At 59.5% G+C, this 24,586-nt stretch carries 22 protein-coding genes; 8 read left to right on the forward strand and 14 right to left on the reverse strand.

Going from position 1 to position 24,586, the window contains the following annotated elements:
• Positions 1–12: 12 nt before the first annotated feature.
• The 7 genes from HDF08_RS00690 to HDF08_RS00720 all read right to left on the reverse strand — a co-directional run bounded on the left by HDF08_RS00690 (position 13) and on the right by HDF08_RS00720 (position 9,184).
• A complete protein-coding gene (locus tag HDF08_RS00690) occupies positions 13–2,856 on the reverse strand; it encodes a ComEC/Rec2 family competence protein (RefSeq protein WP_179636537.1) in 2,844 nt (947 codons plus the stop codon).
• 32 nt (positions 2,857–2,888) lie between these two features.
• On the reverse strand, positions 2,889–4,181 hold the full coding sequence (rlmD, locus tag HDF08_RS00695) for a 23S rRNA (uracil(1939)-C(5))-methyltransferase RlmD (RefSeq protein WP_179636538.1): 1,293 nt from the start codon (positions 4,179–4,181) through the stop codon (positions 2,889–2,891).
• Complete coding sequence (locus HDF08_RS00700) at positions 4,178–4,894, reverse strand: hypothetical protein (protein ID WP_179636539.1); 717 nt, start codon at positions 4,892–4,894, stop codon at positions 4,178–4,180. Before HDF08_RS00700 ends, rlmD begins: the two co-directional genes overlap by 4 nt.
• A gap of 55 nt (positions 4,895–4,949) precedes the next feature.
• Positions 4,950–5,765 carry a type III pantothenate kinase gene (locus HDF08_RS00705; protein WP_179636540.1) on the reverse strand — a complete coding sequence of 272 codons (816 nt, stop codon included), beginning with the start codon at positions 5,763–5,765 and terminating at the stop codon, positions 4,950–4,952.
• 26 nt (positions 5,766–5,791) lie between these two features.
• Entirely contained in the window at positions 5,792–6,610 is an 819-nt protein-coding gene (locus tag HDF08_RS00710) for a biotin--[acetyl-CoA-carboxylase] ligase (protein ID WP_179636541.1), read from the reverse strand.
• A 7-nt stretch (positions 6,611–6,617) separates the two neighbouring features.
• Positions 6,618–7,502 carry a carboxylating nicotinate-nucleotide diphosphorylase gene (gene nadC / locus HDF08_RS00715; RefSeq protein ID WP_179636542.1) on the reverse strand — a complete coding sequence of 295 codons (885 nt, stop codon included), beginning with the start codon at positions 7,500–7,502 and terminating at the stop codon, positions 6,618–6,620.
• Between the two features lie 476 nt (positions 7,503–7,978).
• Positions 7,979–9,184: a DUF2252 family protein gene (locus tag HDF08_RS00720; protein WP_179636543.1), complete on the reverse strand. Its 1,206-nt coding sequence runs from the start codon at positions 9,182–9,184 to the stop codon at positions 7,979–7,981.
• Between the two features lie 358 nt (positions 9,185–9,542).
• On the opposite strand from HDF08_RS00720, the gene HDF08_RS21395 reads away from it, so the two are divergent.
• From HDF08_RS21395 to HDF08_RS21405, 3 genes are read left to right on the forward strand one after another with little or no spacing between them, the layout of a single operon-like run.
• Positions 9,543–10,043 carry an amidohydrolase family protein gene (locus HDF08_RS21395; RefSeq protein WP_218884465.1) on the forward strand — a complete coding sequence of 167 codons (501 nt, stop codon included), beginning with the start codon at positions 9,543–9,545 and terminating at the stop codon, positions 10,041–10,043.
• Positions 9,995–10,651 (forward strand): amidohydrolase family protein, encoded by a 657-nt coding sequence (locus HDF08_RS21400; protein ID WP_373563162.1) that lies wholly within the window; start codon positions 9,995–9,997, stop codon positions 10,649–10,651. Before HDF08_RS21395 ends, HDF08_RS21400 begins: the two co-directional genes overlap by 49 nt.
• The gene (locus HDF08_RS21405) at positions 10,648–11,274 is read left to right on the forward strand and encodes an amidohydrolase family protein (protein WP_218884466.1); all 627 of its coding nucleotides are present in this window, start codon (positions 10,648–10,650) and stop codon (positions 11,272–11,274) included. The genes HDF08_RS21400 and HDF08_RS21405 overlap by 4 nt, the downstream gene beginning before the upstream one ends.
• A 240-nt stretch (positions 11,275–11,514) precedes the next feature.
• Here the strand turns inward: HDF08_RS21405 and HDF08_RS00730 are convergent, their stop codons facing one another.
• The 4 genes from HDF08_RS00730 to HDF08_RS00745 all read right to left on the reverse strand — a co-directional run bounded on the left by HDF08_RS00730 (position 11,515) and on the right by HDF08_RS00745 (position 16,095).
• Positions 11,515–13,491 (reverse strand): PP2C family protein-serine/threonine phosphatase, encoded by a 1,977-nt coding sequence (locus tag HDF08_RS00730; protein ID WP_179636544.1) that lies wholly within the window; start codon positions 13,489–13,491, stop codon positions 11,515–11,517.
• Between the two features lie 299 nt (positions 13,492–13,790).
• Complete coding sequence (locus HDF08_RS00735) at positions 13,791–14,822, reverse strand: ABC transporter permease (protein ID WP_179636545.1); 1,032 nt, start codon at positions 14,820–14,822, stop codon at positions 13,791–13,793.
• Positions 14,815–15,798: an ABC transporter ATP-binding protein gene (locus tag HDF08_RS00740; protein WP_179636546.1), complete on the reverse strand. Its 984-nt coding sequence runs from the start codon at positions 15,796–15,798 to the stop codon at positions 14,815–14,817. Before HDF08_RS00740 ends, HDF08_RS00735 begins: the two co-directional genes overlap by 8 nt.
• Positions 15,799–15,873: 75 nt before the next feature.
• The gene (locus tag HDF08_RS00745) at positions 15,874–16,095 is read right to left on the reverse strand and encodes a hypothetical protein (RefSeq protein ID WP_179636547.1); all 222 of its coding nucleotides are present in this window, start codon (positions 16,093–16,095) and stop codon (positions 15,874–15,876) included.
• A gap of 245 nt (positions 16,096–16,340) precedes the next feature.
• Between HDF08_RS00745 and HDF08_RS00750 the strand changes: the two genes are divergently transcribed.
• Genes HDF08_RS00750 through HDF08_RS00760 form a run of 3 tightly spaced genes read left to right on the forward strand, consistent with a single transcriptional unit; the run spans position 16,341 to position 17,588 of the window.
• Entirely contained in the window at positions 16,341–16,646 is a 306-nt protein-coding gene (locus HDF08_RS00750) for an ArsR/SmtB family transcription factor (RefSeq protein ID WP_179636548.1), read from the forward strand.
• 1 nt (position 16,647) lies between these two features.
• The gene (locus tag HDF08_RS00755) at positions 16,648–17,166 is read left to right on the forward strand and encodes an SRPBCC family protein (protein ID WP_179636549.1); all 519 of its coding nucleotides are present in this window, start codon (positions 16,648–16,650) and stop codon (positions 17,164–17,166) included.
• On the forward strand, positions 17,163–17,588 hold the full coding sequence (locus HDF08_RS00760) for an LIC_13387 family protein (RefSeq protein ID WP_179636550.1): 426 nt from the start codon (positions 17,163–17,165) through the stop codon (positions 17,586–17,588). The genes HDF08_RS00755 and HDF08_RS00760 overlap by 4 nt, the downstream gene beginning before the upstream one ends.
• A 13-nt stretch (positions 17,589–17,601) precedes the next feature.
• Here the strand turns inward: HDF08_RS00760 and HDF08_RS00765 are convergent, their stop codons facing one another.
• Complete coding sequence (locus HDF08_RS00765; protein WP_179636551.1) at positions 17,602–18,459, reverse strand: ATP-binding response regulator; 858 nt, start codon at positions 18,457–18,459, stop codon at positions 17,602–17,604.
• Positions 18,460–18,545: 86 nt separating this feature from the next.
• Positions 18,546–21,461: a valine--tRNA ligase gene (locus HDF08_RS00770; protein WP_179636552.1), complete on the reverse strand. Its 2,916-nt coding sequence runs from the start codon at positions 21,459–21,461 to the stop codon at positions 18,546–18,548.
• Between the two features lie 119 nt (positions 21,462–21,580).
• Here HDF08_RS00770 and HDF08_RS00775 point away from each other — a divergent pair, with 119 nt between their 5' ends.
• Both HDF08_RS00775 and HDF08_RS00780 read left to right on the forward strand, forming a co-directional pair.
• Complete coding sequence (locus tag HDF08_RS00775; RefSeq protein WP_179636553.1) at positions 21,581–22,075, forward strand: polymer-forming cytoskeletal protein; 495 nt, start codon at positions 21,581–21,583, stop codon at positions 22,073–22,075.
• A 56-nt stretch (positions 22,076–22,131) separates the two neighbouring features.
• Entirely contained in the window at positions 22,132–22,704 is a 573-nt protein-coding gene (locus HDF08_RS00780) for a hypothetical protein (protein ID WP_179636554.1), read from the forward strand.
• An 85-nt stretch (positions 22,705–22,789) separates the two neighbouring features.
• Here HDF08_RS00780 and HDF08_RS00785 read toward each other — a convergent pair whose 3' ends face one another.
• Positions 22,790–24,529 (reverse strand): outer membrane protein assembly factor BamD, encoded by a 1,740-nt coding sequence (locus HDF08_RS00785; RefSeq protein ID WP_179636555.1) that lies wholly within the window; start codon positions 24,527–24,529, stop codon positions 22,790–22,792.
• Between the last annotated feature and the right edge of the window lie 57 nt (positions 24,530–24,586).

The following is a 24,586-nucleotide window of genomic DNA, read 5'->3' on the forward strand; positions in this document are numbered from 1 at the left end:
CAAGTCAGCTACTTATGGATTAGACGCATCGACAAGCTCACGGATCTTTCCATCCCGGCCCAGCAGGAAGGTGGTCAAGCCAAACTCGTCCGTTCGATACAGCTTAGTGCGGGCGTCCGCAATTCGTTCGATCACTTCGTAACGGGGGTGACCAAATGTATTCCCCTTGCCGACCGACACAACGGCATCTTTTGGGGCGGCGGCAGCGAAGAACTCCTGGGTGGTCGAGGTGCGGCTGCCGTGGTGGCCGATCTTCAAGAGCGTGACCGGCGAGACTCTTCCATGCGAGAGCATCTCACGCTCGCTTGGGGCTTCGGCGTCGCCCTCCAGCAACACGGACGCCTCGCCGTATTGCATCCGCATCACAAGCGAATCGTTGTTGATAGGCTCTCGAGGGTTGACGTAACCGGCCTCGGGCGCAAGCATCGTTATCTGCGTTCCTCCCCAGGCAAGCTGGGTGCCCGCGTAAAAGTGGCGTACGGTGACTCCAAGATCTTTTGCCTCGTCGAGCAGCGAACGGTAGGCGTCGGAGTTGGGATCGATGCTGACCCATAGTTCGCGGGGGCGAAAGTTGCGAAGGACTGCGGGCATTCCGCCCATGTGGTCGCTGTGGGCGTGGCTCAGGGCAAGCACATCGAGCCGACGAAATCTGCGTGACCAGAGATACGGCGAGACGACCTCCTCGCCAACGTCGAAGCGGCTTGTCGCTTCTGCGGCCTCGGTGACCGCGCCGACGGGGCCGCCGGCATCGATCAGCATCGTTGCGCCGTCGGGGCTGACGATGAAGATGGAGTCGCCCTGTCCAACGTCGATCGCTGTCACCTCCATCATGCCGGGTGAGACGATCGAATGCTCCGGCCATAGCACGATCAAGGCGACTAGCGGCAGTACGACGACTGCAGCCGAGGCCCAGTTGCGGGATCGTCGCACGGCCCAGCAGGAGAAGGTCCACGCAATGATTGCAAGGATTGCGACCCACCACGCTGGAGCGGGGACGCGCAGATCGGCTGCATGAACTGCACTGACGTGGCCGATCACTCCCGCAACTCCGTGGAGCAATAGGGCCGTCATGGCGCCAGGCAGCAGCGCTAACAAGGGGCTGATGAGGGAGGCGCAAAATGTAACGACTGCGGTGGGAGCGAGAATGGCGACCAGCGGCACGCTCAACATATTGGTGGGGACGGCGAACATGGTTGCGCGGTGGAAGTAGACTGCCATCGGCAAGACCATTACCATCTCGGCCACTACGCCTATCAACGACAACTCCAACGCCCAGAGACTGCAACGAATCAGTGTGGGCAACAACTCGCTGGACCATTGGCCGAGCACCTTGGCAATGGCCGCGCTCCCCATCCGCAGCATCAGGCGAAACTGCGCCACTTGCGGGGGCAGGCCCGTGTCGATCCACTTGTCCCATAGGTTCTCCGCGGCGTTGGCATAGGGAAGAAAGCTGCGCTCGCCCAATGGAATCGCGATGCCGCCGATTGCGACGATCGCGAGGAACGTCATCTGGAAGCTGGCTTCGAATAGCGCGCTCGGAGATAACACCAGGACAGCCAGTGCTGCGGCTCCTAGAGCGTTCAGTACGTTGCGATCCCGACTCAAAAGACGCGCCATGAGAAAGACCGTTGTCATGAAGAGCGCTCGTTGTACGGGAGCGCCAAAGCCGGTCAGCAACGCGTAGCCAAAGGTCAAGGCGATGGTAAGCGACGTTGCGAGCCAATCATGCAGTCTGAGCCGGCGGGCCAGCCAGAAGACGAGGCCAGCGAGTAGGCCGACGTGCATTCCTGAGACCACAAAGAGATGAAATGAACCTGTGCGCTCGAAGCCTACGCGTTGAGTTTTATTGAGGCCGGCGCGGTCGCCAAACAGCATTGCGTTGAGCATCCCTGCGTCGTCCGCGCTGAGCCGCAGGATGTTTGGAAGTCCTCGATTCGCCTTCGAGTGCACATAGCCAAGCACGCGACCCGAAGCCCAGCTTTGTGCTGCGAAGATCCTGCATTGCCACTGTGCTGCGCGTTCGGACTGCGTCGCAAGTGTCGAGCTGGATTCGTCAAGGACGGAGACCTTCGAGGTACGCACGCTGGCATGAGCGCCGATTTCCTGTGCAAGCAGGTAGTCTGCGTACTGCCACGCGCCAGGGTCACGGTAGTACTCGGCCACCTTCAGTCGCATGGGAGCCTGCACCAGGTCGCCACACTTCAGCGTGGGAAGCGGTTGACTGGCAGATACGGCGAGACCTGTAACGGCGGCGTTCGTTGCAAGCTTGTCAGGAACGACATTCATGCGCACGCCACCTTTGATAGGGGCCATCCATGCAACGTCTGGCGTTACCTCCTCCACCGCATCGACTTGAATATCGACTGAGAGTGCGCCGATAGCCGCCGCCTCCTCGTCAGCCTCTTTCTCCGGCCACCAACCTGCTTCCTTATCCTGATCCGAGTTTTCCTGTAGGGGAGCTAACTCGCGAACCCGTACGACGCGTCCTCTGACTTGTCGGCTCAGTCCGTCTGCATACGCTTTCAGAGCGTGTTGAGTAGGCGGAGCGGGCTGCACCTCCGCGCAGAAGAGTCCAAGGGCCATCCAAACCGCTGCCAGAGGGACGATTGCGATCCGGAAAGACCATCGCAGGCTGGCTAGCGTCAGACCGCACAAGAGTGAGATGGCAACGAGGACAATGACAGTTGGTGCGTGATTCCGTGCCATCACTTCGCCCAGAGCAAACCAGCAGACCGCCGTCAGCAGAGGAGCGCGACGGAACTTGAGCTGGGGAACGCGTGCGACTGCCTTCGGCCAGAGATCGGGGTTCGGCTCGTTGGTTCTTCCGGTCTTCGTTGCTCTGCCTGCGGACCGCACTTATCAACCATTTCACCACAAGGTGGCCACGTTTATCTGCGCAGAATCACGATCGTCTCAAGATGAAACGTCTGAGGAAACAGGTCGACCAAGTGGAGTTCTTCGAGGTTGTAGCCCGCGTCTACCAGCATTTTCAGGTCTCGAGCCAGAGTTACGGGATCGCAGGAGACGTAGACGATCTCGGGGGCCGCAACGCGCGCGAGGAGTGCGCAAACCTCGGCTCCGACACCGGCCCGCGGAGGGTCCACGACGATCAACTGAGGGCGTTCTCGCTGCACCACAGCCTGACGGAGGAATTCAATGGTGGTGGCTTCGATGGCGTGCCTGCCTGTTCCTTTGAAGGATTTGATCAGATCGGTGGCGGCGGCTTCGACGGCTACGACCTGCTGAAACGTCTTCGCCAGTGCTCGAGAAAATAATCCCACGCCTGCGTATAGATCCCATGCTAGTTGTCCCTGACGATTTGTTGCGACGATCCGGACAAGCTCCTCGATGAGAAAGCGGTTGACCTGGAAGAAGGCGCCGCGGCTCACCCAGTAGTCTTCGTTTCCTGCCTGATAACTCAAGCCTTGTGCTCCCCAACTCTCTAAAGGACGCGGCTTCTGTAGCTGTCGCTGTGGTCCTGCGGGTTTTAGGAGAGAGGTGCCAGCTCCCGTGAGCTCTGGCACGAGCTGTTTCATGCGGTCACACAATGGGGCTAACCCAGGTTGATCTTTTCGGACAAAGACGGTCATCTGCAGCTTCTTTTCGTCGGCTGTTGTAAAAAACTCCGCTTCGACAGCGTTGAGTAGCCAGCGACTTGAAGCAGTGTTCTCTGTCGCCACTTGCAAGAGGCTTTGAGCCGCGCGCCACAGCAACGGCGCAGTGATGGGGCACTCCTGAATCGCAAGAAACACATTGGTGCCCTGCCGGTTGTAGCCGACTTTCAGGATGGAGTCCAGCTCTTCGAGCCGCAGGCGCATACGATTTCTGTAAGCCCAGGGAGCCGCGGAATGAAGCTGAATCTCAGGTAGCGTTTTCAACCCGGCACGTTCGAGCGTCTCCTGCAGGATGGATGCCTTCATCTTCACCTGCGCGGGATATTGGGTGTGCTGGTAGTGACATCCACCACACTCTCCGAAGTGTGGACACGCTGGCTGGACACGGTCTACCGAATCCTCCAGCACCTGCAGAAGAGAGGCTTCCTCAAAGTTCTTTTTCTGCTGCTGAATCTGGACCTCGACCAATTCGCCTGGTAGCACGAAGGGTATAAAGACAGAATCTCCATCGGACTGATGAGCAAGGCAAGCTCCGCCATAGATTGCTTTTTCAATTTGTAACTTCATTCGTGGCTCATATAAAAGAGGCTGAGGCGAGGCAGTCGGCGCGCTTCCAGCAACCGCTTCTGAAGAAACTGCTGCTGTACTTGTTTGATCTGGACGGCCTGCATCTTGCCGCGGTAAGGCGCCAGTTCGCGAGCCGCCTGTTCGCGTAAGGCGACCAATTCGTCTTCAGGCGCGGCGGTCATCAAAGCGGCAAACATCTTCTCTTCGAGCACGCTGAGCGTCCTATCGAGCTCTTCGAGCGAATGCGTCGTTTCACCGCGCAGGCCGGTGGCCAGGGCTCGCAGTCTCGCTGCGACTTCGGAGGCCATTGCGTCTGCCGGCGGAGTCAGCTTTGCCGACTCGATTGCTGCAGCGTTGTCGTCTAGGTATCGTCCAACGCGTTCGGTCTCGAAGCCGCTCTCTGCTGTCTGAGTGTTCGGTGTAGGAGCCGCACCGATAGACGCTTCCATCGCCTGCTCCACGGCCTCCATCACACTCTGGGCGCACCACGCCAAGCCGTTCACCTTGCGCGTTCTTGTTGTGGCGCGAAGAGCTTTCGCATCATGTTTGTCGAAGGCGTTATCGATTCCGCGTAATACCGCTTCCAGAGGCACGCCGGCTTCCCGCCATGTCTCGATCAGAGCCCAATCCAAGGTAGAGAGCATCAGGAGCGAGCCGCGGCGCTGCTGAAAGCGTTCCTCGATCTCCGTGAAGTAGTTGAAGTAGTTCTGCATTGAATCTCTACAGCTTAAGCCAGCGCGGACGAGCGTGCCTAAACGTGCTTCGTAGTTAGGTCCCGCGCTTTTTGTGCCGGTCAAGATTGCGCTCGTAGATGAGGCGCAGTCCGGTCAACGTCAGCAACTCATCCACTGCTCCGATGTACTTCGATCCGCCGGCAATGAGTTTTGCGAGGCCGCCAGTGGCAACGGTCTTGGTCTCGGGTCCCATCTCGGCGATCATGCGTTCGAGGATGCCGTCGACGAGCCCGATGTAGCCGTAATAAAGGCCAATCTGGATGTTGTCGACAGTTCCAGTTCCGATGACCTTCGCGGGTTTTTTAATATCGATTCGCGGCAGCCGGGCCGCCCGCGAGAACAGGGCATCGGCCGAGATGCCTAGTCCAGGGGCGATCGCGCCGCCGAGGAACTCGCCTTTTTTTGAGAGCACGTCGAAGGTTGTTGCAGTGCCCATATCCACCACGATGCACGGTCCTCCGAAGCGCTCGAAGGCCGCGATGCAGTTGACGATCCGGTCGGCGCCGAGCTCTGCGGGGTTATCCGTCAAGACGGGAATGCCGGTCTTCACGCCAGGTTCGACGAAGACGGGCCTAACATGAAAGTACAGCTCGCAGACCTGGCGCAGGGTTGAGTCCAGTGGGGGGACTACTGAGGAGATCGCGATGCCGTCGACTACTCCAATCTCCAGCCCTTTTAAGCCGAAGAGATTGCGCAGGAGAATGCCGAACTCATCGCTGGTCAGTTTCGACGAGGGTGTTGTGATGCGCCAGTTCGCCACCAACTCCGGCCCCGTCGCCGTTGCTTCGTTGGCCAGCCGGTAGAGCCCGAGAACCGTGTTGGTGTTGCCCACATCCATTGCCAGTAGCATGGTTCGAATCTCCCACCCTGTTCGGTCTAGAACGGACGAACTCCGCCGGAGAGTACCGTATGCAGCTCTCCATCGTCTCCTGCGATACGCAAAAAGCCGCGAGGGTCGAGCCCTGTCGTCACGCCAGTATATCCGCCGTCCTCGTCGACTCGAACGCGTTTGCCTCGCACCCAGCTTGACGCTGCTTCAAATCTCTCTAACAGGGAGGGGCGCGTGGAAGCTTCACGGAGCTCATCCTCGAGAAGGTGAATCTCTTCGTCGAGAGCGCGCAGAAGTTCGATCAGTACGCGTTCCCGTGGATGCGAACTTCCGCCTTCGCGGCGCAGCGAGGTGGCGAAGGGTTCAATTTCGGCAGGGAAGTTGCTGTGATTTACATTGATGCCGATCCCTATGACGGCGTATCGAAGCATCGTGGGAGTGTCAGACTGCGAGGGAATCGAGGAGGTTTCGACCAGGATGCCTCCGCATTTTTTTTCATCGAGAAGAAGATCATTGGGCCAACGAATATCTGGTCTAAGGCCTGTTACGGCGGCGATGGCTGCTTGCGCAGCAAGGCCGGTTGCTAGGGATAGCCAGAGTGCGTCGACTAAGGCTATTTGCGGGCGAAGGAGCACGCTTAGGTAAAGCCCGTCGCCGGGTATGGAGTGCCAGGTGTTGCCGCCGCGCCCTCGCCCTGCGGTTTGCTCATCGGCGACCCACACGCTGCCATGCGATGCGCCTGCTTGTGCGGCTTCCAACGCCAGCAAGTTGGTGGACCCAACCGTTGGGAGATGCTGCAGATGGCCGGCGAAGGGGGAGCGGGCGAGTGCAGCGACAATGGAGGAAAGATCGAACGAATCAGCCACGCTGCCCTCAGTAGATGTCCGCTGTTATGCGCATGCTCAGGTCAACTGCAACGGCTGAGTGGGTGAGTGCGCCGACGGAGACGAAGTCCACTCCGGCTAAGGCGTAGTCACGCACCGTCTTCAGATTCATGTTGCCGGAGGCTTCAACTGGGACGTTTGGCAGGGTGGCGCGAATTTGCTTGACCGCTTTCTTTACCTGCGAAGGAGTCATGTTGTCGAGCAGGATGGACTCTGCACCGCCAGCGATAGCTTGGTCTAATTCTGCCTGGCTGCGGGCTTCGACCTGCACGACCTGGCCTGTCTTTCGGCCTTCGAGGGCGCGCTCGAGTACTGTTGGAAGGCCGCCGCCGAGGGAGATGTGATTGTTCTTGATGAGGATTCCGTCCTGCAGATCGAGGCGATGATTGACGCCGCCGCCGCAGCAGACGGCGTATTTATCGAGAACGCGCAGGCCTGGTATGGTTTTTCGCGTATCGAGGACTTTTGTCTTGGTGCCGGCGACTGCTTTTACGAACTCGTTGGTGAGTGTTGCGATGCCGCTCATGCGCTGCATGAGGTTGAGGATGACGCGCTCGCAGGAGAGGATGGCTGCAGCGTTATGGCGAATCACGGCGAGGGTTTGGCCCTTCTTCACGCTTACGCCGTCAAAGATCTCGGGGTGGCTGATGACCTCGAAACGCCCGGTTGACGCGGTCTGCATCTTGGCGAAGATATCGAGAAAGACGGGGATACAGCCTAGTCCGGAGACGACGCAGGCCTGCTTGGCGATGATGGTGCCGGAGGCGCGGAGATTGGGTGGGATGGTGAGAGCGGTGGTAACGTCGTTGGCGACTTTGTCTTCAGCCAGGGCAGCTTCAAGGATGGTGCGAATCCGTTTGCTCTTCCAGTCCATTCTCTAATCCTAAACCTCTTGGTTTTGCAGAAAAAAATATGGGCGTTGTGGCGGGGAGTTTTTGCTGTTTTTGGGTTGTTTTCGAGGGGGGTTTTGGGGAAAGTGGGTGTTTTGGCGTGGTGTTTTGCTGGTGAGATCGTGGTGGTTCGGTGGTGAAAGGTGGTGTTTTAGCTGCGTGCTTTTGGGGAGCAGAAAATGCGCCATTTTTTTCGGAGATTTTTCTGTGGAAAATCTTTAATTGGGAAGAGAGGAGGGTTTTGTGGGTGCACCGATGTTCCCATCTCAGGAGCGAGATGCTTAGTTCGCCCTGCGCGGGCCGCGCCCACTTCGTGGGGTGTATACCGGCTTCGCCCCCGGCCTCCCGATGGTCGGCTGATATTTCATCGCGACCAACAGGAGCGCTAACCGAAGGGGTATACACGTCACGAAGTGACCGCACCGCGCGTAGCGGCCCGCCGGCAGGCTGCTCTTCTTCACTAGGCGGTTGCGTAGAGGCGGCAGTGTTCGAGGTAGGCGGTCTCGTGGCTGGCGATGAGCTCGACGATGCTGGTCCACATCCAGCCTGGGGCGTTGAGGGTCTTCGACTGGTTTTTGGTCAGCTCGGCGGCCCAGTGTTTGCGGGTGGCGGCGTCCATCTGGCGGGCGTGGGCTTTGCCGACGATGCAGGCGAGGTAGCTAGCGGCGTTGACGGCCTCTTCGCGCGTGAGACGGTCGATCTCTAGCTTGAGGTCCTGAGGCATAAGCTCGCGCAGGACGACGGGACGGCCTAGGAACTTTGCGGCGAGCATGCGTTCGCCGAGATACGGAGACAGGTTCGAGGCGCCGGTGACGACCCGCTGGGCGAAGTCTTTAGGCATGTCGGCGTTTTTGGCTGCCGGGGCGGCGGCTCGCACGGCCTCTTTGATGTCGACGAGGCAGTACTCCTTGTCCTTCTTTGGCCCTACGCCGAGCAGGACGGCGTAGCGAAGACGCCCGAGGGAGCTGCAACCCTTCATCCAGTAGGCGGCGTCGAGCACACGGATCTTCGCGTCGTCGTCGCGATGTTTGAGCGAGGTGATGAGCTTGCGGGCGTCTTCGTTCTTGAAGAGCTTTTCGATCTCTTCCTTTTCTTCTTCGGAGAGTGTCCAGAAGCGATCGCCAAGGGGGATGGTCGGCTCGACGTCCTCGATGCGCTCCTGCGCCAGATGACGCCATTCGCGATTGACGGCTTGGCGAAGCACGGTCTCGACGGGGCGCAGGTTTTCCGGGGTCTTCTTTACCTTTGTAGCGACGTGTGGGATCAGGGCGCTGCGGTATCCCTGGACCATCTGCTCCATCATGAGGGCGGTGGTGACACCGGGAAGGTCGGAGCCGCGGGCGGCGGTGGCGAGGGAGAGGCCGAGGCGGATGAGATCGTGCGCGGGGTTGCCGATGACGGTCTGGTCGAGGTCGCGGATCTCGATCTCAACTTTGCCGTCGGAGTTGGCGACGGGGCCGAGGTTGCCTACGTGGCAGTCGCCACAGATCCAGACGGGAGGGCCTTGGGGGAGCTTGCGGGCGGAGTCTTCCTTGAGCCACTGGTAGAACTGGAGGGTGTTTCCACGGACATAGGCGTGGGCAGAGCGTGCCATCTTGAGGCGACGGCGTTCTTCGAGTATGGCTTGGCGATCGGCTGGCTTGATTTCAACTACTTTTTTCCGCATCAACCAGTATTAGCAGAAAATTAATATGCGAGGAGTGGCTTACGGCCCGATAGACACGCTGACTGAAACTTTTTTTGATAGTGGGGCAGCTTGATGTGAACGGCTTAACTTGCCGAAGACCCGACTTACGGGAAGTTCCTTCAGTTGGTCAATACAAGCGCGGTTGTCGTTACGTATCCGGCCGGATGCTTTTCAACCGAGGTTGATGAGTGCATTGCCTGTTCTCGACGGGCGGGTCTGTGAACGTTTCAAGAAGGTATGTCGCTCATGAAACCGACTTGTGATAGCATTGCAAGCGTTTTTGTTTCCAACACTTACAGGAAAAGATATGTATCCCGCTGTCGTTCCAGGAGATCATATGAGTTTTGTGCAGGGTCGTCGATTCGCACGGTTTGCAGTCTTATCTGCGAGCATTGTCTTGCCTTTGTCTTTGAGTTCATGCCGGACGGGCGTACCGGACGCGGACGCTGCGCAGATCATCTTCACTAACGCTGATGTAGTGACGATGAACGAGAGTCAGCCAAGCGCTCAAGCTGTTTCTGTGAAGGCAGGTAAGATTCTTGCGGTCGGTTCGACTGAGGACCTAACCAGGAAATATAAAGGGCAAGCAACACAGATCGTAGACCTGCATGGCAAAACACTGTTGCCAGGTTTCATCGATCCGCACAGCCATTTTATGAATGCGCTGCAGATCAGTGCATGGGCTAACGTGACCGCACCTCCTGTTGGCCCGGTCAAATCCATTCCAGATATTATTGCGGTTCTCAAAGAGCATCAGGCCAAGCAGAAAATTGCAAAGGGCAATGGATCATCGGATACGGCTACGACAGCAACGAACTGGCGGAAAAGCGTGAACTAACACGCTATGATCTTGACCCGGCTTTCCCGGACAATCCCGTGATGTTGATTCATATATCGAATCATGGCGCTGTGCTCAATTCGGCTGCCTTCAAAAAGATGAATATTACGGCGGCAACGCCTGTTCCTCCGGGGGGAGTTGTTCTTCGAAAGCCCGGTTCAAAGGAACCCGCTGGACTCTTGATGGAGACAGCCTTTCTTCCGATCTTCGCCAGCATGCCTCAACCGTCTGAGGATGAAATGCTGGACCGCGTAAAGAGCGCGCAGGACATTTACGCTTCGAATGGCTACACGACCGCGCAGGAAGGAGCAACGGGGCTAAAGGACCTGAACTTACTCAAAAAAGCTGCGAGTCAAAATCGATTCTTTCTTGACGTCGATTCACTTCCACTCGTCACCGAATTGCCAGCCATTTTGAAGGAATATCCTCCAAATACTTTCGGTAGCTACGATCATCGGCTGAAACTTGCCGGAGTCAAGGCGTTGATTGACGGTTCTCCCCAGGCAAAGACAGCTTTTTTTACCACTCCGTATCTGACGGGTGGGCCGTCGGGCGAAAAGAATTGGGTGGGAGAACCACTTTCCCGGAGGAGACGTTTCTCAAGATGATGAAGGTCATCTACGACAACAACCTTCGCATCTTCAATCACTGCAACGGGGATGCAGCGATTGATTTGTTCCTTCGCATTCATCAGAAGCTTGGAGGCAAAAGTGAACTGCGCCCTGTCATCATCCATTCTCAATTTGTCCGGCGCGACCAGCTCGACACTTATGTGAAACTCGGAATCGTGCCTTCCATGTTTACCTTGCATACCTATTTCTTTGGCGATGTTCACGTCAAAAATCGTGGGATGCAGCAGGCCAGCTTCATTAGCCCAATGAATACCGCCATGAAGATGGGACTTCGTGTGAGCAATCACAGCGACTTCAGTGTTCTCCCGCTCGATCCGATGTTCATTATGTGGACTGCGATGAACCGTACTACCCGGAGTGGAGTGGTTCTCGGTCCGGAAGAACGGATCACAGCGTACCAGGCCCTCAAGGCGATTACTACGGAATCAGCTTACGAATATATGGAGGAAGGCAGTAAAGGATCGATTGAACCGGGAAAATTGGCGGACCTGGTAGTGCTCTCAGAAAACCCACTTAAGGTTGAGGGCGATGCTATTAAGGCGATCAAAGTCGATCAGACATTCAAAGAAGGCAATAGCATCTATAAACGCAAGGATTAAAAACGTTACGTAGCTGTCCTTCTGGATCTTTGGATAAACCGATTGGTTAACGATAAGTCGGTTCTTGGTAGTAATAACGTCATTCCTCGAAAACGTAGCTTTCGGCAGCTTTTTTGCCGAACTCGAAGCTGACCCACCACCGGTTTTTCCCCACGATTTTTTCGTCCCTCGATAGCTAACGCCAGCGGAAGATTCGTAAAGAGATGGCGAAGGGGATGATGAGCCATGCCAGCAGGATGGCTATCGGGGCGATGCATTCAGAGAGGGCGTGAGCGTGAGGGTAAGTACGGTGATGTCGTCGCTCTGGCCGAATTGCTTTGCGGCTTCGGCGATGGCGCTGGCGGATTGGGTGCTGATGGCCTGGGTTCGGTGGAAGCCGAAGAGCTCGCGACGTTCGTTCGTGGCTTCTACGACTCCGTCCGATACGAAGGTGAGGCGGTCGTTTGGATTGAGCTGGAATGTGGTTTCGGAGTACGAGGCATCCGGCGTGATACCAAGTGGTAGACCGGATTCAATCTCTAGTTCTTGCCCGTTGCGGTAGGGCGGGAGGTTTCCGGCGTTAGCTAGGATCATGTTGCCGTTGGCGGCGATAAGCGCGGCGGTGCAGATAACGAAGCCTGTTATCTGGCCGTGGAGAACGCGGTTGAGGTGAGCGAGGACTTCGTCGGGTCTTCGCACCGGGCAGCCACGCAGCGCGCCGATGATGCTGCCGACGGTCATTGCAGCTTTGAGGCCCTTGCCGCTGACGTCTCCGACGACAACGAGCAGAGAGCCATCGTTGGCGGGCATAATCTGGAAGAAGTCACCGCCAACTTCGCTGGCTGGAAGATAGACGCTTTCGATGGCAAAACCGGGGGTAGCAAGCGGCTTTGCCGGAAAGAGCAGCGATTGAATGTTGCGGGCAGACTCGAACTCACCTGCAAGGCGCGCCCCCTCCTGCCGAGCGAGCGAGAAGCGCCGAATCAGAAATAGAAGAAGGGCAAAGATGAAGACTGTACCGACGGCCGGACCAGGCAACAGCACGAACGGTTTGGTTAGCAAAGCGAAAGTCCAGTGTGACGCCCACCGCTGCCAGCCCAGTTGCCACGTGATGAGGAGGAGGTTGTCGATGAAGGGAAATCCCTGCCAGAGCAGAGTAGGAACAAGCAGGATGAGCGCGTCGCGATCGCGTTGGAGCGCGCGCCTAAGCAGGGTTACGAGAATCCAGACAGTGGCAGGGAGCACAGACAGCGTGGCAATCAAGCTGGCAATTCCCACGGAGGTGATATTGACATTGAAGACGTAAAGAAAAATCCCTAGCGGATTGATAAGCAGCAGCGCGGCAATGAGCCACCAGGTTTTGGAGCGCGGCGCGCGCAGCACGATGGAGAAAAAAGCCATGGCAGCAAAGAGAGCAGCCGATCGCACTAAGCCATCGATAAAATCAAAGACCGGCAAAGGCATCAGAGCAAGCACCTGACCGAAGCTCAGTCCGATGTCTATCGCGTTCGCCAGTAGAAGCAGCGCGAACCATAGATATTCACGTTCTTCGCGGCGGATGAAAAACAAGACGAGCATGACGAGGCCGACGAGCGTGCTGAGCACGGCATAGGTGTATTCGTTGACGAGCCCGTTCCACTGCAGCGATCTGGCCGTCGCCGCACGTTGTGCGATGAGGCGAGAGTCTCCGAAATAGCTGCTACCGAAAACCCCAAACCCTCCCGGCACATAATCTGCCCAGGCCGGAAGGTGCCAGGTGCGGATGGCAATGTGAAACGTACGCGGGCCGGCGGTTGCGGCGGGGGATAGGGCAAAGACGCGGCTTAAAACGGCGTAGTTCAGAGAACTGAGGATTGGGCCGAATGAACCGGCGAGACGTCCGTCGACGAAGAGCTGATAGCCCGTTTCCATGGGCCCTAAATTGATGGACCAATTCCTGCTACCGTCAGGCACCACTACGGTGAAGCGATACCATGCGAATCCGCTGTAGTTCTTATAGCCCTGTTGGCCAGGAGCCTCATCGGACCGGAGCAGAGGCCATTGCGAATCGTCGAAGTTCGGGTCGGCCCATGCGGGATCGTCTCCGATGTGAAAACGCCAGAGGCCATCGAGGGAGGCGACGGGCTCGCGTCCGGTTTGCAGGTTGAAGTTCTGGGCATGAAGTCCAGAGGCCGCGCAGAGGAAGAGCGACAACAAGGCTAGCGGCACCAGCAGCACAGAGAATAGCGAGAGTCTCATCTGACGACTTTGAGCTTTCTCATGATCCGTCTCCTCTGCGGGTTTCGGCTATGGCATAACGCCGCCAACACGGCCTGCGGGCACTAGCTAGCTAATTTTCTACCCATAGTACGTGATGAGTAACGAAACACGCATGTCGCCAGACATCCTTCTGGATTCTCGCTAAATCGCCGAGTCACTCATCGACGATCAGGCGGCTATCCGCACTTCACGAAAAACGAGGTTTTCGGCAGCTCCTTGTGTCGGACCCGAAGCTGGCCTACCACTGGTATTTCCCTTGAGTTTTCGTCCCCCGATATCTAGCGCCAGCGGAAGATGAGGAGGGAGATGGCGAAGGGGATGATGAGCCATGCCAGAAGGATGGCTACTGGGGCGATGAGTTGTTGGAGGCTCATTCCTTGAAGCATGTTGCCGCGCATGGCGTCGATGGCGGCGGTGAGAGGCAATGCTCGGATCAGGGGCTGGACGACTGCGGGAAAGCGGGTGGAGGAGAAGAAGACTCCGGAGAAGATCCACATGGGAAACATGACGAAGTTCATGAGGCCGGAGACAGCTTCGATGGTTTTGGCGCGGGAGGCTGTGAGCAGGCCGAGGGCAGAGAAGGCTAGTGAAGTGAGCATGCAGAGGAGTGCGAGTTGCGTGATCGATCCGCGGAAGGGCACACCGAAGACGAGGCGGGAGAAGCCGAGGAAGGCGGCGACTTCGATGACGAGCATAACCAGACGCGAGAGGAGAAACGATGCGAGGTACTGCCAGCGCGGCATGGGCGAGGCGACGAGGCGCTTGAGGAGTTTCTTTTGGCGCGCGTCAACGATGGCGAATCCCATGCCCCACATGGCGGATCCCATCAAGTTCATTCCCAGCAGGCCTGGCACGACGAAGTCGATGTACCGGGAGCCGGTTTCGTGGACTAACTCTTCTTTGGTGGGGAGGGCGTCGTGTCGGCCGGCTGCGGTTTGGATGGCGCGGTCGGCGAGGAGCTTTGCGGTTCGTGCGTCCGGGTTGGTGGAGTCATACTGGTAGACAGTCGTGTCCGGCCTCTGAACTGCGAGGAGCAGAATGCGTCCCGTCGCTAACGCCTGCGTGCCTGCTGCTTCATCCATCGTTGTGGAGGTCAGTCCTTTGTCGGCGTTGAGTGCCTGGGTGAGTTGCAGCGTGGTCGCGCCTACCTGAAGGACCTCCGGCGGGCGGTTGCGAAAGGCGATGCCAAGGCCGGCGGCGAGCAGGATGGGGAAGATGAAGATCCAGAAGATGGCTTCGGGCTCGCGAAGGAAGAGGCGGAAGCGCATCATCGTGAGTTGATAGAGGCTGCTGAACTCCAGCTTATTCATCGCGGAGGTTCCTTCCGGTGAGGGCTACGAAGACATCTTCGAGCGTGGCCGAGTGGGTGCGGAACTCGTCGAGGTGAAGCCCCTGCGAGGCGAGTACGGAGAAGATCTTCGGGACTGCGGTGTGGAGCTCGCGCACGGAGAGCTGGTGGATTCCGGCGGTGAGGCGGTGTGACTCTACTCCGTCGATGGCTGTCAGCAGGGCTGGATCGACTGCGGCGGCTCCGTTTGCTCCGGTTGCTCCGTTGTCCTGGCTGGTGGCGGCGAACTCTACGATGTGTTCTCCGCCGACGGAGGCGATGAGCTTCGGCGGGGTGTCGAGCGCGATGATGCGGCCGTGGTCCATGATCGCGACGCGGTCGCAGAGGCGCTCGGCCTCGTCCATGTAGTGGGTGGTGAGGATGATGGTGCGGCCCTCCTGCTTGAGGCGGTCGAGGAGATCCCAGAGGTTGCGGCGTGCCTGGGGATCGAGGCCGGTGGTGGGCTCGTCGAGGAAGAGCAGCTCGGGGTCGCCGACGAGCGCGCAGGCCATGGCGAGTCGCTGCTTCTGGCCGCCGGAGAGAGTGCCTACGCGGGCGCTGCGCTTCTCTTCGAGCTGGGCGGTTTTGATGGAGTCTTCGACGGTGATGCCGCGGCGAAAGAAGCTGCGGAAGAGGCGCAGGGTCTCTTCGACGGTCATCTTCTCGGAGAACTGGGTCTCCTGGAGTTGGAGGCCGATGCGCTGGCGCAGTTCTTCGGCGTGTGTGCTCCAGTTGAGACCGAGGAGTTCGACGACGCCGCTGTCGGGTGCGGTGAGGCCTTCGCAGATCTCGATGGTAGTGGTTTTGCCGGCGCCGTTTGGCCCGAGCAGACCGAAGCACTCGCCGGATGTGACCTCGAGATCGAGACCGTTGACGGCGACGACCTCGGCGAAGGCCTTGCGGACTCCGCGCAGGTGGAGGGAGGGCGCCTGGGGCGTCGGCTTGGCCGTAGAACTCATGGACTTAGAGTATGCGGGGCGGGTGCCGCGATCAACCGCTGAAGTGCAGAGTCGTTGCCAGAAGTGCGGGGGCCGCTAGCTGTCTTTGCGGTAGAGGAGCTCGCGCATGGCCTGGCGCCGGGCGGCGTTGGCTTCGGTCTGGTTTTTGCGCTCGTCGGAGTCCATGCGTTGCTTGCTTACGGGGTCGGTGAACTCTTCGGCGCTGCACTCGGGACAGCGGTTGGCGAAGCCGGGCTTATCCGGCTTTAGCTCGAACTCTTCTGAGCAGATGGCGCAGACTTTGATCGGAAACGGCATACTCTCCATGATAAATCGACTTCCGATTTTAGCGCGCCCTGCACGGGCGGCGCCCACTTTGTGGGGGGTGTACCGGCTCGCCTTGGGCCTCCCGTTGGTCGGCGGAGAGATTCTTGATCGCGACCAAAGGGAGCGCCAACCGAAGGGGTATACAAGTCACGAAGTGACCGCCCCGCGCGCAGCGGGCACTTCGTTATCTCTAAAAATGCTTGACAGATTTTTATGTAAGTACTAGCTTACGGTAAGTGAAAGCTTACGAACAGGTGCAACTTAATGCTTTGGGGGATGTTACGCGGCGGATGCTGCTGGAGCGGCTTCGCCGGGGGCCGTTGCCGGTTGGCGAGCTCGCGCGTGGTCTTACGGTTAGCAGGCCTGCAGTCTCGCAGCATCTGCGGGTTTTAAAGGAGGCGAAGCTGGTGCGCGATGAGGCAGCAGGAACGCGGCGCTACTACAGTTTGGATCCGAAGGGATTTGAGGCGCTGCGAAAGTATCTGGACAACTTCTGGGGCGAGGCTCTGGAAGCATTTCAAGCGAAGGTCGAGGAGAAGTGATATGCCGGAGAGACAACTGATGATGGATGAAGCGACGCTGCTGGCGGACTCGCAGGAGTTGGAGCCCGTGCGGAAGAGTGTTCGCGTGAAGGCAGAGGTTGCGCGCGCGTTTCGGGTGTTTACGGAGGAGATGGATAGCTGGTGGCCGCGGACGCACCACATTGGCAGCTCACCGATGAAGCGTGTGGTGGTGGAGGGCAAGCCGATGGGCGCGATCTATTCCGAGCAGGAGGATGGGACGAACTGTCCATGGGGTTCGGTGTTGACGTGGGAGCCTCCACATCTTTTTGTTATGGCGTGGCAGATTCGTCCGGACTGGCAGTTCGAACCGGATCTGAGCAGGTGTAGTGAGGTGGAGGTGCGATTTACTCCGGCGGATGATGGCACGACGCTGGTGGAGCTGGAGCATCGCCACATGAAGCGACACGGTGCGGGCTGGTCGAAGATGCACGAGCAGGTGAACTCCGGCTGGGTCGGCGTGATGGAGCGGTTTGCGGCGAAGGCGGATGAGTGGGTATGAGGGCGGCGGCGTGGTTTCGCGCTGCGGCTGTGGTGTTGCTGCTGTTTGCCGTGGGCCATACGTACGGCTTTCTGGCCTTCCGCCCGGACACGGCGGAGGGTCGTGCCGTGTGGGAGGCGATGAACAGCGTGCGCTTTTCTGCTGGGAGCTCGACGTTCAGCTATGGCGGGTTTTATAAGGGCTTTGGACTGTTTATCTCGAGCCTTTATCTCTTCGGCGCATGGCTGGCATGGACACTGGGGTCGATGGTGCGCGCCGGGGAGATGGCAGCGCGCAGGATTGCGTGGGGGATGTTTGTGCTGCAGTGCTTTGGAACTGTGCTTTCGCTGCAGTTCTTTTCGGTTGGGCCTGCGGTGTTGTCCGCGCTGGCGGCGCTGTGTTTTATGATGGGCGCGGTTTCGATGCAGAGGTCTGCTGGATGAACGGAGCTATGCTTCAGGGCTTCTCGTTGTTCGCGGTTGTATCCAGGTACTTGATGAGTATTACTTCGTTGCCGATTGCGTTGTAGATTAGCTCGTCGACGGTGCCGCTTGCTAGAAGAAGACCGTATCCTCCGGCGCGCATCCCCTGTTCCTTGCGTAGCAGGATGTGGGCCGTGGGATCGGTAGCGGGATTTCCGATGGCCGCGTGGGCGAGGGATTCCTTCTGGAAGCCGGTGCCGGGGTCGCGCACACGGAAGACCATGGTGCGGGCGGTGCGAATGGCGTTCACTTCGACGACCTGGTCGGGATTGAACTTCGCTCCGTGTTCCATGGCGTTCATAAGAATCTCTCGAAAGGCCTGGATGATCTCCTGTCTCGCGTCTTCGGGGAGTTGGGCGCTGAGTTCCTTCGCGAAGGAGAGAAGGCGTTCGGCGGTGACGAGGCGGCAGTTGGCACGGATGGAGACCCAGCCGGGGCGGGCCGAGAGGATTTCGATGTCGTCTCGCGAGTGATTGTCGGAAGCTGCACTGGCGACCATTGCCGCGATCTCCTGAGTGTCGAAGGGAGGGGTGAAACAGCCGAAGACCCGGGCTTTCAGGGCGGCGATGACCTTGTCGGGGGTGCTGTGTTGCGCCAGAACGATGCACTTCAGTTCGGGCCTGATGGAGCGCATCTCTTCAAGGAGCGCGAGGTTCTCCTCGATATCGCTATCGGCGCTGGTAATGACGACGTCGAAGCGCCGGGTACGCAACCGCTTGAGCGCATCGGCGGGGCCTGCCGAATACACCGTGGGCAAGTGAGCGGCAGTGAGTGCGCGGCCGATCTCGCGGCTGATCGGGGTGTGACTTCCGATGATAAGAACTCGACTCATGTCGTGGTCCGAGACGTGGGAACGAGTTGATTCTAGACCATCAACTATGCGAGACCATCGCTCGATGGTGTGATCGACCTGCTCCGTCAATCGGCGAGAGCGTCTAAGGCGGCTTTGGTTTTGTCGTAGAGGATGCGGGTTTCGGCGGATTGCTTGCGCAGGCCCTCGATGATGTGGGCGGGCGCTTTCGCTGTGAAGGCTTCGTTGTTTAGCTGCTTGTCGGCGGCGGCGAGACCCTTCTCGTACTTGGCGAGATCTTTGGTGAGTCGTTCGCGTTCTGCGGGGACGTCTATGGTGCGCTCGTAGAGGACGGCTACGTCGAAGTCCGCGGTGGAGCGGGCGTTGGCGCCGGTGAGGGCCGCGGGAGCGACCTCGACGGCGCTGACACGCGAAAGTTTGGCGAGCATGTCGGCGTTTAACTTCGCGAGCGCGCCGATGGCCGGCGAGGCGAAGATGCGGATGGGCGTGGCTTCTTTCTCGGGGACGCCGAGTTCCTTGCGCAGGCCGCGTACGGTGACGATGAGGTCCTGCAGGGTCTTCATCTCGGCTTCGGCGACGAGGTCGATGGGGAAGTCGGAGGCCTGCGGGTAGCGGGTAAGGGCGATGGATTTGGGAAGTGATGGGCCGCCCATGCTGTAGCTGCAGAGGGCGTGCCAGAGCTCTTCTGTGATGAAGGGCATGAAGGGGCTGAGGAGGCGGAGGGCCTGCTCGAAGACGCTGATCAATAAGGTAAGCGAGAGGGCGGTTTCGAGGCGTCTGGCGGCGCGGTCCTCTTCTGAGACGGTCTCGGGAAGGTCGTCAAAGTTGAGGCGGAGTTTGATGAGTTCGAGGTACCAGTCGCAGAGTTCGCCCCAGAAGAACTGGTAGACGGCGTTGGCGGCCTCGTCGAAGCGGTAGGCGGAGAGGGCGCGGTCGACTTCGGCGGCGGTGTGGGAGAGGCGGGAGAAGATCCAACGACTCTCAAGAGGTGTTTCCTCTGGGAGAGCCCAGGTTCCAGAGGCGGGACCCTTCGACGAGTTCGGGGCAGGTTCTGGGGCACCCGTTTCTTTGGTTGGGTTTGCGGCTGGGTCGGGGTGTAGGTGCAGGTTGAAGCCGCCTTCGATGCGGTCGAGGTTCATGAAGAGGAAGCGGGCGGCGTTCCAGATCTTGTTGGCGAAGGCGCGGTAGCCTTCGGTGCGGGCTTCGGAGAAGGCGATGTCGGTGCCGGGCGAGGCCATGCTGGCGAGGGTGAAGCGGACGGCGTCGGTGCCGAAGCGCTCGATGATGTCGATGGGGTTGATGACGTTGCCCTTGGTCTTGGACATCTTCTGGCGGTCGGCGTCGCGGACGAGGCCGTGGATGTAGACGGCTTTGAAGGGCACCGCGTTCTCAAGCGAACGCGGTGAGCCATCGGGCATGGGGACGTCGAGCATGAAGTGAGTGCCGAGCATGATCATGCGGGCGACCCAGAAGAAGAGGATGTCGAAGCCGGTGACGAGGAGGTCGGTGGGGTAGAAGGTGGCGAGATCAGGGGTGAGATCCGGCATGCCGGTATCCGGGTTTGGATTGGGCCAGCCGAAGACGGTGAAGGGGAGGAGGCCGGAGGAGAACCAGGTGTCGAGGACGTCGGTCTCCTGGGTGAGGTCGGCGGAGTTGCAGGTGGCGCAGTGAGTGGGCGTCGTTCGCGCCACGGTAATGGCAGAACAGGCTTTGCAGTACCACGCAGGGATGCGATGGCCCCACCAGAGCTGGCGCGAGATGCACCAGTCGTAGATGTTCTTCATCCACTCGTCGTAGACCTTCGTGTACATCTCGGGGGTGAATTTGATGTGGCCCTGGGCGACGGCTGCGATCGCTTTCGCTGCGATGCTGTCGCCGCCGGTGGTGGGGGTTTTGTTGACGGCGAGGAACCACTGCTGCGAGAGGCGCGGCTCGATGACGACGCCGGTGCGCTGCGAGAGGCCGATGGAGTTGGTGTGCTCCTTGATCTCGACGAGGAGGCCGAGGGCTTCGAGGTCGGCGACGATCTTCTCGCGTGCGGCGTAGCGGTCGAGGCCGTGGTAGGGCGAGCCGGGGAGGAGGACGTGCGCGGTCTCGTCGAGGATGGTGAGGTTGGGCAGGTTGTGGCGCTGGCCGATGGCGAAGTCATTGGCGTCGTGTGCGGGTGTGACTTTGACGGCGCCGGTGCCGAACTCGGGCTTGGCCCACTCGTCGGCGAGGATGGGGATCTCGCGTGCGGGACTTCCATTGATCTCGCTTAGCGGTAAGCGTACGAGTTTGCCTTGCAGTGCGAGGTAGCGCTCGTCGGTGGGGTTTACGGCTACGGCTACGTCGCCGAGCATCGTTTCCGGACGGGTCGTTGCGATGACTATGGAGCCTGAACCGTCGGCTAAGGGATAGCGGATGTGGTAGATCTTGCCGATGCGCTCTTCGTGCTCGACCTCGAGATCGGAGACGGCGGTCTGGATGCTGGGGTCCCAGTTGACGATGTAGGCGCCGCGATAGATGAGGCCCTGCTCGTAGAGGCGGACGAAGGCCTCGTTGACGGCGGGGCTGAGGCGGTCGTCCATGGTGAAGTACTCGCGGGACCAGTCGACGGAGGCGCCGAGGCGCTTCATCTGGTCGAGGATTGCTCCGCCGTAGAGGTCGCGCCAGGCCCAGACCTTTTCGACGAAGGCGCTGCGGCCGAGCTCCTTGCGGTTCTTGCCTTCGGCGGCGAGTTGGCGCTCGACCATCATCTGGGTGGCGATACCGGCGTGGTCGGTGCCGGGAACCCAGAGGGCGGTTTCGCCGCGCATGCGATGCCAGCGGGTGAGGATGTCCATCTCCGCCTGGTTGAGCATGTGACCCATGTGGAGGCGGCCGGTGACGTTGGGAGGCGGCAAAAGAATGGTGAACTTCTTTTGTGCGGCGTGCGTAGTTTCGGGGGTCGGAACGTCAAACAGATGTTCTTTGACCCAGTACTCGGCCCAGCGCTGTTCGATAACGGACGGATCGTATGCTTTTGGAAGTTCCTGGCTCATCGGTGTTTTAAGGGTAGCATCCACGGGCGTTAACCGTTGGTATGCGGTGGCCGGCTCGAGCTTGAGGAATGCGGTTCGTTGAGAGATGCATCCACGTACACTAGCCCACGAGGTCCTTCATGCGTAGACTGCTCCTCGCTCTTGCTGTGTTGACTGTTGCCTGTACACCCGCCTTCGCCCGTTCTTCGCAGGATCGCGCCGGGGTTGGAAGCGATATTACGATTGCTGATGGAGAGACGGCGGGGGATATCGCCTGCGCGTTTTGCACGGTGCGCGTGCATGGCGAGGTGAAGGGAGATATCGCGACCTTCCTGGGATCGGTTGTGGTGGATTCGGGGAGGACGATCTCAGGCGATGTGGCTTCGCTCGGCGGCGATCTCGAGATGGGCCAGGATGCGACGGTGGGCGGCGATGTTGCGATTGCTGCGGGAGACTTGAAGCTGGGCGATGGGGCGTCGATTCATGGCCAGCAGACGGTTCTGCCGGGCAGGTTCTGGCTGCTGCTGCCGCTCGCACCGTTTTTGATACTCGCCGGTCTCATTTGGCTGATCGTGTCTATTGTTCGGCGTAACCGGTATCCATATCCGGTTCCTCCGCGAGGGCGCGGGTTCTAGGCGGCGGCTGCGGGCTGAGGTAGTGTAAGAAGATCTGGGAACCTGGCTTGCGGTGTATGCGTACTACCTTCTGCACGCTGTTATTCTCTGGGGGAACTTTGCCGAACTTTGCGCTCCGCAGCCTCGTTTTTACGCTTCTGTTTGCCTCGACCGCGCTCGCTCAGGCGCCGGGCAACCGGGCTTATGTCGGGGAAGACGTCTATGTTGCCTCAGGCCAGCTAGTGCACAATGCGATGTGTGTCTTCTGCTCGGTGCAGGTGGAGGGTGACGTGACGGGGCGGGTGATCGTGCTGTTCGGCAGCCTGAACGTGACCGGACAGGTGGGGAAGGGCGCGACCGTGATCGGGGGGAACGCGGTGGTCGATTCGCAGGCGCGGATTGGCGGCGATACGACGGTGCTGGGCGGCAACGCGGTGTATGAGAGCGATGAGTCGTTTGGAGGGAGTGCGTATGTGTTGGGCGGGCACCTGTCGCATGTGCCGCTGGCGCACGGGCAGGTGAGCGCGCACCCACGGCTGTCGTTGAGCCCGCTGTTTTCAGTCTTGCTGGGGGTGCTGGTGTTAGTGCTGCTCTCGGCTTTGTTTGTGCCGCAGGTGCGGCGGCGTATTGCGGTCAGTCAGAGTTCCTGAACGGGTTCGCTTCAGACGAAGAAGAGGATGCAGCCTGAAGCTGCATCCTCTTTTTTCTGTTTCGTGTAGATGATGTTCGCAGAGGTTAGAAGGGGTTCAGCTTGTTCAGGCCCTTCTTCTTCTTGTGCTTGCTGTCGGATTCGTCGCCCTTGTCGAAGTCAGGCTTCTTGTTCTTTCCGTTGGCGTTGCCGGTTTGGGCGGCGGGCTGAGTTCCAGGCTTGATATCGTTCACTGCATCGGGCGCAGACGCAGCCTTTTCAACCGCGGGGAGAGGCGTGGAGTTGGTTGGTCCAACCGCCTTCAGGCCGCCATCGGCTGGAACGGTAGTTCCGGAGGCGCCGGAGTTGAGAATCTCGACTCCGTTGATAACGTTGCCGGAGGAGGCGGGCGGAGTTGGTGTGGCGCCGGAGATGCTGGTCGTCGAGGATGCTCCGCTGGCGGCACCGGCGTCGGCGGCGGGAACGTCCGAGAGAGCCAGAGGCGCGGCGGGGGCTGCAGGAGCGGCTGGTGCTGCTGCGGGTGCAGCATCGGCTGTCGTCGCGGGCTTCGCGGTGAGAGCACCCCCCGTGGCCGGCGCGTTGGGGTTTAGCGATTCGTTGAAGTCCGTCTTGATCTGGTTTACGACGTGAGGCGCGATGGTGGGGGTCGGGTCGGCGAGGGTTGGCTCTCCATCACGGGCGGCCATGACGACGTCTGGCTGGTGGAGGACAAGCAGACGAGCGCGATCCTGTAGACGATACTGGCGGCGGCTGTTTTCAAGTGCGACGCTGGCGGCAATTTGCTCGGGCGTGGGTTGCGGAATTTTGACATTCATGGCGTCGAGCCGGTCGCGGGCGTCTTCGACGTGGGGCGAGGCCGAGTGCTCGAGCACAACCCTGCTGTAAGCAGAGATGGCCTGGTCGTCGTAGATCTTTTCGAGGCGCGCCTTGCCTGCTTCGGGCAGCTTCATGGAGCGGACGAAGCGGGCCTCTGCTTCATAGGCGTCGCCGAGGCCGACCAGAACGTCGTCCATGTGGCTGTACTGCGGATAGGTGTCGACGACGGTCTGGTAGCGGGCGATGGTCGCGGGGTAGTTGTTGTGCGTGCCGTAGAAGGCTGCGATGTTGGCCTCGCGAGTGGCCATGACCTCCTGGACCTCGCGCAGTCTCTGCTTGGCCTGGGGCACCAGGGTCGACTCCGGGAACTGCTGCAGCATGAGGCGGTACTCTTCTTCGGCGTGAGTGGCCTTGGCGTAGTCGCGGTCGGGCTTGTCCATCTGGCGGAAGTAGATGTCGCCTACGCGCATCTGGGCTTCGGCGGCCTCGGGGGCGTTGGGGAAGAAGGTGATGAAGTCCTTGTACTCCTGCTCAGCCTGGGTGAGGGCTGCGGTGCCGCCTTCCTTGTACCAGCTGTCGCCGATGGCAAGCTTGGCCTTCATCTGATACTGCGAGTCAGGATAGGTGTTGAGCAGGGTCTGGAGATCGAGGCGGGCGACGTCGAAGTGGCCACGCTTGGTGGCGTCCACGGCCTTATCGTAGAGCACTTTGTCGGGAAGCTTGGCGTCGGGCTTTTCGGCCGGCTTCATCGCCTTCTCTTTGCGGAACTCTTTTTTTGTGTCCTTGGACTGGACGACTTTACCCTTCTTGTCTGGGGGAGTTGCGGAGAGGGTGACGCTCTCATGCTGCTGACCGTTGGCGTCGGTGGTCGTCTGGGACGAGCCGGTTACCTGTGCGAAGGCTCCGAGGGAACCTAGCGAACCGAAGATCAGACTGGCAGTTGCGACTCCGGCCAGCGTGCCGGCCTTTACGCTGGGAAAGAAAGTTGGAAAGAAAGAACGCTTCGTCATCCGGTATAGACCCCATCCGCCTCGCGCGACTGGGCGCTCAGGCTGTGTTCTATTCTA

This window comes from Tunturiibacter empetritectus, from assembly GCF_013410875.1.
In the GTDB taxonomy this organism is placed as follows: domain Bacteria; phylum Acidobacteriota; class Terriglobia; order Terriglobales; family Acidobacteriaceae; genus Edaphobacter; species Edaphobacter empetritectus.